This is a genomic window from Parahoeflea halophila, assembly GCF_900220985.1.
Lineage (GTDB): Bacteria > Pseudomonadota > Alphaproteobacteria > Rhizobiales > Rhizobiaceae > Hoeflea > Hoeflea halophila.
In genome coordinates this window covers 148,412-160,491 of record NZ_OCPC01000003.1, presented here as the reverse complement: position 1 = coordinate 160,491, position 12,080 = coordinate 148,412, and the positions used below count along the sequence as shown (strand labels likewise).

General features: G+C 61.6%; 9 protein-coding genes. 2 read left to right on the top strand and 7 right to left on the bottom strand.

The features are described from left to right. The first annotated feature begins 118 nt into the window (after positions 1 to 118). Complete coding sequence (aspS, locus tag CRO46_RS11270; protein ID WP_097107881.1) at positions 119 to 1,906, top strand: aspartate--tRNA ligase; 1,788 nt, start codon at positions 119 to 121, stop codon at positions 1,904 to 1,906. Between the two features lie 152 nt (positions 1,907 to 2,058). Here aspS and CRO46_RS11265 read toward each other — a convergent pair whose 3' ends face one another. The 3 genes from CRO46_RS11265 to CRO46_RS11255 all read right to left on the bottom strand — a co-directional run bounded on the left by CRO46_RS11265 (position 2,059) and on the right by CRO46_RS11255 (position 5,016). After that, entirely contained in the window at positions 2,059 to 3,264 is a 1,206-nt protein-coding gene (locus CRO46_RS11265) for a hypothetical protein (protein ID WP_143439015.1), read from the bottom strand. Positions 3,265 to 3,356: 92 nt separating this feature from the next. Then, positions 3,357 to 4,661 (bottom strand): RNA polymerase sigma factor, encoded by a 1,305-nt coding sequence (locus CRO46_RS11260; protein ID WP_097107879.1) that lies wholly within the window; start codon positions 4,659 to 4,661, stop codon positions 3,357 to 3,359. Positions 4,662 to 4,665: 4 nt separating this feature from the next. Then, entirely contained in the window at positions 4,666 to 5,016 is a 351-nt protein-coding gene (locus tag CRO46_RS11255; RefSeq protein ID WP_097107878.1) for a YciI family protein, read from the bottom strand. Between the two features lie 246 nt (positions 5,017 to 5,262). On the opposite strand from CRO46_RS11255, the gene parC reads away from it, so the two are divergent. Further along, positions 5,263 to 7,509 (top strand): DNA topoisomerase IV subunit A, encoded by a 2,247-nt coding sequence (gene parC, locus CRO46_RS11250; protein ID WP_097107877.1) that lies wholly within the window; start codon positions 5,263 to 5,265, stop codon positions 7,507 to 7,509. Here the strand turns inward: parC and CRO46_RS11245 are convergent. From CRO46_RS11245 to CRO46_RS11230, 4 genes are all read right to left on the bottom strand, one after another. Then, positions 7,502 to 8,254 carry a DUF3750 domain-containing protein gene (locus CRO46_RS11245; protein WP_244577865.1) on the bottom strand — a complete coding sequence of 251 codons (753 nt, stop codon included), beginning with the start codon at positions 8,252 to 8,254 and terminating at the stop codon, positions 7,502 to 7,504. The two genes, parC and CRO46_RS11245, sit on opposite strands and share 8 nt — an antisense overlap. A gap of 123 nt (positions 8,255 to 8,377) precedes the next feature. Continuing rightward, positions 8,378 to 9,289 (bottom strand): DMT family transporter, encoded by a 912-nt coding sequence (locus CRO46_RS11240; protein ID WP_097107875.1) that lies wholly within the window; start codon positions 9,287 to 9,289, stop codon positions 8,378 to 8,380. A gap of 82 nt (positions 9,290 to 9,371) precedes the next feature. After that, positions 9,372 to 10,121 carry an arginyltransferase gene (locus CRO46_RS11235; protein WP_097107874.1) on the bottom strand — a complete coding sequence of 250 codons (750 nt, stop codon included), beginning with the start codon at positions 10,119 to 10,121 and terminating at the stop codon, positions 9,372 to 9,374. 19 nt (positions 10,122 to 10,140) lie between these two features. Further along, complete coding sequence (locus CRO46_RS11230; RefSeq protein WP_097107873.1) at positions 10,141 to 11,961, bottom strand: SLC13 family permease; 1,821 nt, start codon at positions 11,959 to 11,961, stop codon at positions 10,141 to 10,143. Positions 11,962 to 12,080 lie beyond the last annotated feature (119 nt).

Below are 12,080 nucleotides of genomic sequence, written 5' to 3'. Positions count from 1 at the left end.
TGGGTCATGCGCTTTTCCGCGCGATTTTTACCGTGCGCCGAGGTGGCGATGCGAGCCCGTCTCGCAACCTGCCGATCCGCCGATTCCACCCATTGGTCCAAGCCATCGAGGATATGCCATGCATCCCTACCGTTCCCACACCTGCGCCGCTCTGCGAAAAAGCGACACCGGCGCCAATGTCCGCCTGTCGGGCTGGGTGCACCGCGTGCGCGATCATGGCGGCGTGCTGTTCATCGATCTGCGCGACCATTACGGCCTGACCCAGGTGGTCGCCGACCCCGATTCGCCGGCCTTTAAGGCCGCCGAAAAGGTGCGTGGCGAGTGGGTGATCCGGGTCGACGGCGTGGTCAAGGAGCGCATGGCCGACACCATCAACCCAAATCTCGGTACCGGCGAGATCGAGGTCTTCGCTAAGGAGATCGAAATCCTGTCCGCGGCCAAGGAGCTGCCGCTGCCGGTCTTCGGCGAGCCGGAATATCCCGAAGACGTACGCCTCAAGTACCGCTTTCTCGATCTGCGCCGCGAGACCCTGCACAAGAACATCGTCACCCGCACCAAGGTGATCGCCGATATGCGCAAGCGGATGTCGGATATCGGTTTTGCGGAATATGCGACTCCGATCCTCACCGCATCCTCGCCCGAAGGCGCGCGCGACTTCCTGGTCCCGAGCCGCATTCATCCCGGACAGTTCTATGCCCTGCCGCAGGCGCCGCAGCAGTACAAGCAGCTCTTGATGGTGGCGGGCTTCGACCGCTACTTCCAGATCGCGCCCTGCTTCAGGGACGAGGACCCACGCGCCGACCGTCTGCCGGGCGAGTTCTACCAGCTCGACCTCGAGATGAGCTTCGTCACCCAGGAGGATGTCTGGGACACGATGGAGCCGGTGATGCGCGGCGTGTTCGAGGAATTCGCCGAAGGCAAGCCGGTTACCCAGAAGTTCCCGCGCATTCCCTATGACGAGGCGATCCGCAAATATGGTTCCGACAAGCCGGATCTCAGAAACCCGATCGAGATGCAGGCCGTCACCGAGCATTTCGCAGGCTCCGGCTTCAAGGTTTTTGCCGGCATGATCGCCAATAACCCGAAGGTCGAGGTCTGGGCGATCCCGGCCAAGTCCGGCGGCTCCCGCGCGTTCTGCGACCGGATGAATTCCTGGGCCCAGAGCCAGGGCCAGCCGGGGCTTGGCTATATCTTCTGGCGCAAGGAAGGTGATGTTCTCGAAGGTGCCGGACCGATTGCCAAGAACATCGGCCCGGAACGCACCGAAGCGATCCGCGCCCAGATGGGCCTTGAAGACGGTGACGCCTGTTTCTTCGCCGCCGGCGACCCGGCCAAGTTTGCCAAGTTTGCCGGCGACGCCCGCACCCGCGCCGGCGAGGAACTCAAACTGGTCGACGAGAACCGCTTCGAGCTCTGCTGGATCGTCGACTTCCCGTTCTACGAATGGGACGAAGACGCCAAGAAGGTGGAATTCGCCCACAACCCGTTCTCCATGCCCCAGGGCGGCATGGAAGCGCTGGACAGCCAGGATCCACTGACGCTGAAGGCCTACCAGTACGATCTCGTCTGCAACGGTTTCGAGATTGCATCCGGCTCGATACGTAACCAGTCGCCAGAGCTGATGGTCAAGGCGTTCGAGAAAGTCGGTCTCAGCCAGGCCGATGTCGAAGAGCGCTTCGGCGGTCTCTACCGCGCCTTCCAGTACGGTGCACCGCCGCATGGCGGCATGGCCGCTGGCGTCGACCGGGTGATCATGCTGATCGTCGGCGCCAAGAACCTGCGTGAAGTGGCGCTGTTCCCGATGAACCAGCAGGCCCAGGATCTGCTGATGGGCGCGCCAAGCCCTGCCTCTCCGGCGCAGATGCGCGAGCTGTCCCTGCGCGCCATTCCGCCAAAGGCCGAATAGGCCGCCAGCAGACTCAACTCATCAACAAGCCCGGGCAAACTTCTGTTTCCCGGGCTTTTTCTTCGCCACCACTCTGTGCAGGAGCGGGCGGCAGTGGGAACGAGCAAGCCTTAAACTTCCCCGTTCGGCGATCCGATCGCTGGTAGCAGATCTCAATCGGATGTGTTGGCGCTGACCTCGACATTGAGCAGATCGACCAGCGATTTCGGATCGCCCATGCCTGCACCCATGATCACAGGCAGTGCGACCGGTGATTCCGGTTTTGCCGTAATCGTGATGTTTTGCGGATTGTCGAGATAGACGTTCGCAGCGGCGGCGATCTGCTTCTGCAACTCCGGAATGCCGATTTGGCCGAGCATCAGCGGCAGCATGCCCTTCAGCGCCATCCGCATCTGGTCGCCCGAAACACCCTGCTGCTTGCCTGCGAACGCCAGCGCCCGTTCCGTGACCGAGGCATCCTCGAACCGGATGGCCGCTGAGTTGAAGCTCAATTGCTGCATCAGGCCCAGCATCGACAGGCCGAGCGCCTGTTCGGCCGCCTTCTTGTCCGGATTCTCGGCTGCAGCCTTCTGTGCCTGCTGCATGGCCTCGACCAGCTCGCGCGTATAGCCCGATACCTGCATGCTTAAGGAGAGGCTGCCGACATCATCCAGGGAGAACATTTCGGTCACGTTTAAGATGCCGGTATCCATTTGCCACATGCCGTCAACGCTGATGTCGCCAGTCAGTGTCTGGTAGCCGAGTTCGGCGAGCCCCTGGCGAGCTTTCGCATCATCAAGCCGGTCAAGATCAATCCACAGGTCCGAACCGGACATCTTGATATCCACCCGGTTGCCGTCATCTCCGCTGTCCAAATTTACTTTGGTTCCCCCTAATGAAAAAACTTTATCGCCTTCATGTTCGAAATTGATCTGGCCGGTTGAAATACTCTGGAAGAAACCGATGTTGTCAGCCGGATCGTAGACCTGCTTGACCGGCGGGATCTTGAGATTGGACATTTGTATGCCGGTTATTGACACCTTGGTTGGGCCGTCCACAATTTGGATGTCTTCAAACAGCGCCTGGTCGGCGTGATAGCTGCCGTCATTGACTTCCTCGACGCCATAGAAGGTGATGTCTCCGGCATTGAAGGGTGCTTGTCCCGGAGCCTGCACCCGCACTGATTTAAGTACAATCGTGCTGCCATCGGGCTCGACAGCAGAAAAACTTAGACTGGTTCCGCTCTGGCTGGAGATCGCCGCAAGCTTGGTGGCAAAATCATCCGCATCGAGCGCAAGGGCGGGAACCGTAAAGCCCGAAAAGGCTACGACAAACGCAGATGCGCAAAGCATCCGTGAGGGAGAATAGGGAAACGTCATCGGATCTTCCTTTTGCTGGCGATGCCGACCAGGGCAGCATCCTGAAAGTAACACGCCACCCATCCTAGCGGCCGCCGCGTATCCTGTCATCGTCAACAGCTTTGTGGTGCGGGTGAGGCCGCTGGAGCTATTTCGGCCGCCTGATCCAGGGCCGCGATCCGGCTCGCAAGAAACTGCCTCTCGCTGTCGTTGCCGCTGAGCTCGATTGCCCGCCGGTAGCTTTGCCTTGCCGCCTCGTGCCGGCCGGTGCGGCGCTGCAAATCCGCCTTTGCCGCATGAAACGGCTGGTAGCCGTCAAGTGCGGATGAGATCATGGCCAGAGCATCCAGCGCCTGATCCGCGCTGCGGGCATAGGACAGCGCAACGGCGCGGTTGAGCAGGTAGACCGGGTTGTCTGCCAGCCTGTGCATCGATTCGTAGAGCAGCACGATTTGCTGCCAGTCCGTTTCCGCGTGGCTGGCGGCCTGGGCATGGAGCGCGCTGATGGCCGCCTGCGATTGAAACAGGCCAGGGTGTCCGCGTTCAAGCGCCCGGTCGAGGATCCGGCTGCCTTCCTCGATTTTTTCCCGGTGCCACAGGCCTCGGTTCTGCTGATCGAGCGGCACCATACGGCCGTCTTCGTCAAGTCTTGCCGCGGCGCGGGCATGGTTGAGCAGCATCAGCGCCAGCAATCCCTCGCATTCCGCGTTGCCGGAAACAAGTTCCAGCATCAACCGCCCCAGCCGGATTGCTTCAAGGCACAGATCCTGACGCAGCAGCTCCGTACCCTCGGTTGCCGAATAGCCTTCGTTGAAGATCAGGTAGATCACCGACAGCACTGAATTGAGCCGTTCTGTCCAGTCCTCCGGTTCGGGAATCTCGAAGGGAATTCCTGCCTTGGTGATCTTGTGGCGCGCTCGGACCAGCCGTTGCCCCATGGTTTCCGGCGTGTCGACAAAGGCGCGGGCGATCTCCCTTGTCGTCAGCCCGCACAAGGTGCGCAAGGTCAGGGCGACGCAGGTCTTTCGGTCAAGCGCCGGATGGCAGCAGGTGAAGATCAGGCGCAGCCGTTCGTCGGGAATTGCCGGCGGTTCGTCACTGTCGACTGCCTGCTGGTCAAGCTCGATAAGCCGGCCGTATTCCTCGGCCTTGCGCTCGAAGTTGCGCGTGCGCCTGAACCGGTCAATGGCCTTCCTGCGCGCCGTCTGCAGCACCCAACCTGCAGGCGCGCCGGGCAGCCCGTTGCGGGACCAGTGCGCCATTGCTGATTCCATCGCATCCTGAAGACAGTCTTCGGCCAGCTGAAAATCGCGGACATCGCGCAGCAGCGCACCAAGCAGGCGCCCGGTGTCGGCACGCGCAAGCGCCTCGAGGGCCTTGCGCGCGCTGCTATCGTGCCTGGAGCACTCCGATGCCATGCGGCTATTCGATGTCCATGATCGGCCGGACTTCCACCGATCCATGCTCGGCTGTCGGGATCATCGCTGCATATTTGATCGCCTCGTCGAGATTGGCGCAGTCGAACATGTAGAAACCGCCGAGCTGTTCCTTGGTTTCGGCAAACGGCCCGTCCATGGTTTCCGTCTTGCCGTTGCGCACCCGCACGGTCGTCGCCGTCGAGGTTTCCTGCAGCGCTTCGCCGGCAAGCATGACGCCATCGCGCTTATAGGTTTCGGTCGCCTTGCGGTATCCGTCCATGTAGGGGCCGAATTCCGGCGTGCCGTAATCCGGACCGGCTCCCGGGGCTGCGTAGATGAGTGCAAGATACTTCATGGTTGTTTTTCCTTTATCCAGTGTGATCCGGGGTCGGTTCGAGCCCGAGTTTACGTCAGAGGGACGAACACGCCGATCCAGTTTCGACATGGCGTTGAAAATAAATTTTCTGGCGCACGGATTTGTGACGGCATCGAGAGCCGCCAAGAGGTCGCTAAGTGCTCGATAAAGCAGAAAAACACTTGCATCTTTGCGGGCGGGCCCACACCCCTTGCCCCGAATCACCGCTTCCTTTAACTCCGGCCCATGGGAAAAAGCTTGGTACCGCCCGGCGGCGGCGATGACATTCAGGGCATCGACCTGAAAAAAGCGCTCGAAGAGCGCTATCTCGCCTATGCGCTGTCAACCATCATGCACCGCGCCTTGCCCGATGTGCGCGACGGCATGAAGCCGGTGCATCGCCGGATCGTCTACGCGATGAACGAGATGGGGCTGCGGTCAGCCGGCTCCTTCAAGAAGTCCGCCAAGATCGTCGGTGAGGTGATGGGTAACTTCCATCCGCACGGCGACCAGTCGATCTACGACGCCTTGGTGCGGCTGGCACAGAGTTTTGCCGTGCGCTATCCGCTGGCCAACGGGCAGGGCAATTTCGGCAACATCGACGGCGATAGCGCCGCTGCGATGCGCTACACCGAGTCCAAGATGACCGCGGTCGCGGAACTGCTGATCGAAGGCATCAACGAGGACGCGGTCGATTTCCGCGATACCTATGACGAGGAGAACAGCGAACCGGTCGTCCTCCCCGGCGCCTTCCCCAATCTTCTGGCCAATGGCGCCACCGGCATCGCCGTCGGCATGGCCACCTCGATCCCGCCGCACAATGCCGCAGAACTCTGTGATGCGGCCCTGGCGCTGATCCGCAAGCCCGGTGCCACCGTCGAGGATCTGCTGCAATACGTCGAAGGACCGGATTTCCCAACCGGCGGTGTCATTATCGACAGCCGCGTATCCATGCTCGAGGCTTACAGCACCGGCCGTGGCGGATTTAGGGTTCGGGCCAAGTGGGAGGTCGAGGACACCGGCCGCGGCGGCTATCAGATCGTCGTTACCGAGATACCCTACCAGGTGCAGAAATCGCGGCTGATCGAGAAGATCGCCGAACTGCTGATCGCGCGCCGGCTGCCGCTGCTCGACGACATCCGTGATGAATCTGCGGAAGACGTCCGCCTGGTTCTCACTCCCAAGAGCCGCACGGTAGACCCAAACCTGCTGATGGAATCGCTGTTCAGGCTGTCCGATCTGGAAAACCGCATTCCGCTCAACCTCAACGTCCTGTCGATGGGCAAGGTGCCAAAGGTGATGAACCTGGTCGAGGTTCTGTCGGAATGGCTGGCCCACCGGCGCGAGGTGTTGCAGCGCCGTTCACGTTACCGGTTGGCAGCGATCGAACGCCGGCTGGAGTTACTCTCCGGTTTCCTCATCGCCTATCTCAATCTCGACGAGGTGATCCGCATCATCCGCGAGGAGGACGAGCCCAAGCTCGAATTGATGAAGGCCTTTGAACTGACCGACGTTCAGGCCGAGGCCATCCTCAACATGCGCCTGCGCTCGCTGCGTAAGCTCGAAGAGCTGGAAATCCGCAAGGAGTTCGACGGTCTTACCGAGGAGAAGGCGGAGATCGAGGCCTTGCTCGCCTCCGATTCCAAGCAATGGCAGACCGTGGCCTGGGAAATCGGCAAGGTCCGCAAGACCTTCTCGAAGGAAACCGAGCTCGGCGCGCGCCGCACCCGCTTCGCCGAAGCCCCGGTCGCCGATCTTGCCGCCATCGAACAGGCGATGATCGAGAAAGAACCGATCTCGGTGGTGATTTCCGAGAAGGGCTGGATTCGGGCGATGAAGGGCCACATGGCCGATTTCGCAGGCCTGCAGTTCAAGGACGGCGACCAGCTCAAGGTCGCCTTCCATGCCCACACCACTGACAAGCTGGTGATTGTTACCACCGGCGGAAAGGCCTACACGCTCGGCGCCGACAAGCTGCCCGGTGGCCGTGGTCATGGCGAGCCGCTCAGGATTATCGTCGACATGGACAATGACCAGGCAGTGCTTACAGCCTTCGTTCATGATCCTGCGCGCAAGCTGCTGGTCGCATCGACCGCCGGCAACGGTTTCATCGTGGCCGAGAGCGACATGGTTGCCAACACCCGCAAGGGAAAGCAGATCATGAATGTCAGCCTGCCGCAGGAAATGCGGCTTTGCGTGCCTGTGACCGGCGACCACGTGGCCGTCATCGGTGAAAACCGCAAGATGCTGATCTTCCCGCTTGAGCAGCTGCCGGAAATGAGCCGCGGCAAGGGTGTTCGCCTGCAGCGCTACAAGGATGGTGGCGTGTCCGATGTAAGGTGCTTTGCGATGGAGGAGGGGCTGAGCTGGGAAGACAGTGCCGGGCGCACCCATAGCCGCAAGAAGGAAGACCTGATCGAGTGGATCGCCGACCGCGCCCAAGCCGGCCGCCTGGTCCCGAAAGGCTTCCCGCGCTCGGGCAAGTTCAGCTGACCAGCGCGACCTCCCGCGCCATGCCGATCCGCCCGAAACCAGGCAGTTTCACCGCAGGGCGCATGATGTCGATGCCGAAGACCAGCCCGGCCAGCCGCAGTTCCACGCCGTAACGTGTGCCGACGGCGAGCCCGGCATAGCCGCCGAGCGAGAGTTCGAGATTGCGCCAGTCCGGCGACAGCGTGACAAAATCGCCCAGGCTGCGGAAATCGCGGCCAACGGCTTCCGGCGGCAAGGCGACGTCGAGCTCCGGAACTTCGCGAAGCACATGGGCGATGAAGGAGTTGGAATTGGGCCCTGGCCAGATCCGGTAGTCGCCGCGGTGCGAAAACGGGTAGGATTCTACTGCGGCTTCGATTTTCGGGATCAGCTTGCCCGCATCCGCGCCATGCAGTGCCGTCAGGATTTCCGGTGCATTGGAGTACCAGCGCCCGTCCGCGGGATAGGCATTTGTGCGAATGGGGCTTCCCCAGCCAACCTTGTCGTAGCGGCTGTAGCGCGCTGCGCCGGCGGACTTCGTGACGATCCAGCTGTGAACGGCCAGCGCTCCTTTCAGGCCGCCGGTGCGTGCCGCCATGACATAGACTGCCGCTTCAGAGTCCAGCGCTGGATCGGGTAGCAGCCCGGACGATGACCAGTCCGCCGTTCGCCAGGACCCCGGCTGGGAACCTGCAGCACGAACCGCAAGTGACGCGAGCGCGGGTGCCACGAAACACACCAGCAGGACGAGCGCGATTTTCTTCATTGCGGATAGAGTCCGTCCAGAATGGTTCCGGGGATCACAGTTGATCACCGACATGAGACCAGAATAGGGCGCGCGGCGAACCCGGAAAGGGCAGGGCCGGGATCCGCCTGACAATTCAGCCCTTCACATCGGATGACGTGGTGCAAGCGTTCTGGCTGCACGCCGGTGCTCGCGCAATTGCCACAGCGAATGCGTCACCAGCGCCACCACGATGATCGCCCCGCCGATCACACCGAGCCGCGTTGGCGCTTCGGAGAAGATCATCCACATCCAGACCGGCGCCAGAATGGTCTCGAGCAAGTAGAACATTGCCACTTCCGGACCGGAGATATATTTCGGTCCCGTCGCAAGACACCAGAACGCGACCGGAATCACCACCAGGCCGTTGAGCGCCAGCCAGCCCGGTTGCGGCAGCACGACACCCGAGGGGCCTCCGACCATGAACAATCCGACCAGGCAGGGTACGATGGCTGCAAAGAGCGGCGCAAAACCCATGCCGGTACGCGCCTTGCGGCTGATGGTGATGATCAGCGACAGCATCAGCGAGGTGAACAGCGCCAGAGCGTTGCCGATCATGTTGCCGGCCTGAAGCCCGTCGGAAACGATCAGTCCGACCCCGAACACCATCGCGGCCATCGCCACGAAGGTCTGCGGCTTGGGGCGTTCGCCGATCAGCAACCAGCCCATCAGAGCCGAAAACATAGGATTGAAGGCGAGAATGAACACCAAGTTGGCTGTCGTCGTGTGAAACACCGCCAACATGAAGCTGATCGCTGCGATGCCGTAGAGCCCGGTCACCAGAAGTCCTGTTCGTCCCGGGATCACCGGTGTCCGATCGGAGCTGAAGAGCCGCAATCCCGCCCACATCACCAGTGCCGCGAGGAAGGTCATACCGCCGCGTGCCGCGACCACGGACCAGGCTTCTCCGCCGGAGAGCTTGATCAGCGGAATGTCGATGGTCAGCGCCAGTCCGCCAATTGCGGTGATCAGCAGCCCCTTGCGGTGGTCGGCGGCCTGCTGGGAAAAATCGGACATGAAAAAGCCTTGGTGAGAGCCGGTGCCCCGGCTCCAGTTATGGAAATGAATAAGCTATCGGGAGTGGCGAGCCGTCTGGCGGTTAAGGTTCATATCGTTGCCAGCCCTGCATCATCAGGTGTTCCTGCGGAAGAAACCGGGTCTTGTATTCCATCTTGCGCGATCCCTTGACCCAATAGCCCAGATAGACATGCGGCAGACCCAACGCCTGCGCCCGCGCGATATGATCGAGGATCATGTAAGTACCGAGCGAGCGCTCGCTCAGCTCCGGGTTGAAGAAGGAATAGACCATCGATAGCCCGTCACCCATCCGGTCGGTCAGTGCCACGGCCGCCAGTTCACCCGTCGGTTGCTCCTGCACCCCGTCGCCCTCGTTTCTCAGACGGTACTCGATGATGCGGCTGTCGACATGCGAATCTTCCACCATCATGGCATAGTCGCCGATGCTCATGTCGGCCATTCCGCCGCTCTTGTGTCGGCTGTCGAGATAGCGCCTGAACAGCCTGTACTGTTCGCTGGAGGGTTCCGCATGATATTCGGTCGAAACCAGATCCCTGTTTGCCGCCCGGTTGCGTCGCATCGATCGGGTGATTTCGAATTCACTCGCCAGGATCCGGACCGAAATGCAGGCCCGGCAGGTTTCGCAAGCCGGGCGGTAGGCTATGTTCTGTGAGCGCCGAAAGCCGCCCTGGGTCAGCAAGTCGTTGAGGTCACGGGCCTTTTCGCCGACCAGGTGGGTGAACACCTTCCGCTCGCTCTGCCCCTCAAGATAGGGGCAGTCTGACGGCGCGGTCAGAAAGAACTGCGGGGAATTGATCGGTTGGTTCATCATCTCTTCGGCACGAAGCTGGTCACAGTCCGTAGTACCATGGCGCAAGTAACGAAAACGTCAACCATATGATGATCACAAGCGGCGTTCCGGCCCGAAGAAAATCGCTGAAGCGGTAGTGCCCGGGGCCCATCACCAGGAGATTGGTCTGATACCCGATCGGCGTGGCGAAAGAGGCGTTCGAGGCGAAAATCACCGCCGCGATGAACGGTTCGGGCGGGGCGCCCATGCCCTTGGCTATTCCAAGGGCAATGGGGGTAAACAGCACTGCCGTGGCATTGTTTGACAGCACATTGGTCAGCACCGCCATGACGAGGAACAGGCCCGACAGGATCACGCCGGCCGGAGCTCCCTCCATCAGCCCCAGGGCGCCTGTGGCAATCAGTGCCGCCCCGCCGGTTGATTCAAGCGCCGTGGCGAGCGCAACGGAAGACCCCACAAGCAGGAAGATCTGCCGGTCAAAGGCACGGCCCGCCTGAAGGATCGACAGGCAGCCGGTCAGCAGCATCAACACCGCGCCGCAGATCGCCGCAACCACGATTGGTACGATCGAGAAGGCGGATGCCAGCACGATCGCCGCAAAGATCGCCACGGCGATGCGCGCCTTGCGTGACTGCGGCACGGCTTCCGCCGAGTACTCGAGCAGCAGCAGATCGTGGTTGCCGCGCAGCTGCCTGATCGCTTCCATCGGTCCGCCGATGAGCAGAGTGTCGCCGGGTTCAAGCCGGATGTCGGACATTGCCGAGCGGGCCATGCGGCTTTTGCGCTGGACGCCGAGAACCGAGATGCCGAACTGCGGTCTCAGCCCGGAGAGCTGGATGGTTCGCCCGGCATAGCGCGATCCCGGCGAAATCACGGCCTCGGCAAGATGGTAGTCCGGGCCGGGCGGTTGCTCCTGGTGCGCTTCGTCCAAGGGCCGGTCGTCGCTGTCGAGCGCGGCGCTGCCGCGCGCGAGCGCCTTGGAGAAGGCCCGTCTTGTCCCGGTTACCACCAGCGTGTCGCCAACCGAAAGCGTCAGGTCCTCAAATGGCGGCAACACGGGAACATCGCGCCGTTGCAGCAGTCTCAGCGTCAGTTCGCCAAGGCCGGGAAACATGCCGGCCTTGGCCGAGATGCCGACAAAGGGGTGATCCCGCGTCAGCGTGATTTCGCCGATGAATTGCGCGCCTGACTTTGCCCCTGCTGTGAGTTCGCCCGTTCGTTCTGGCAACAGCCGCGGCAGCACACCGAGCACATAGGCGCTTCCAACAAGAGCCAGGATGGTGCCCATGCCGGTAATGTCGAAGAACCCGATTTCATAGCCATAGTCACGCACCACACCTGCAACCAGCAGATTGGTCGAGGACCCGATCAGAGTCGTCATGCCGCCCAGGATGGTGATGAAGGAGAGCGGGATGAACACCCGGCTCGGAGAAATCGACCGTTGGGCGGAAATGACCACCAGGATCGGGATGAAGATCACCACCACCGGCGTGTTGTTGAGGAAGCCCGAGATGATCGCCGCCCCGACCAAAATGAACAGGATCGGCCGGAACGTGCTGGCGCCGCCCATCCGCCCCAGCTTACGGGCCGGCGCTTCCATCGCATCGGTGGCAAACAAGCCCTGGCCGACGATAAGCAGCGCAATGACGGTGGCCAGCGCAGGGTTCGAGAAGCCGGCCAGAAGCCGCTCCGGTTCCAGCGTCGCGCCGTCGGTGCTGCTGTAGGGCAGGAGGCCGAACAGGATCAGCACGGCGGCAAGCGAGACCAGCGAAACCGTTTCCATAGGCCAGCGTTCCGAGGCATAGGCGGCTATGGTGGCCGCAATGATGACAAACGTGGCAATGAGATGGAAATCTGGCATGGACGCAGTGCGACTCCGGTAAGGCGGGTTCGACACCACTTTACCGCGTCGCTGCGGCGTGCGCCTAGGACGAATATTTCCGGCGATGCACGTGTCGCGCAACGGACACAGCAAGGGTG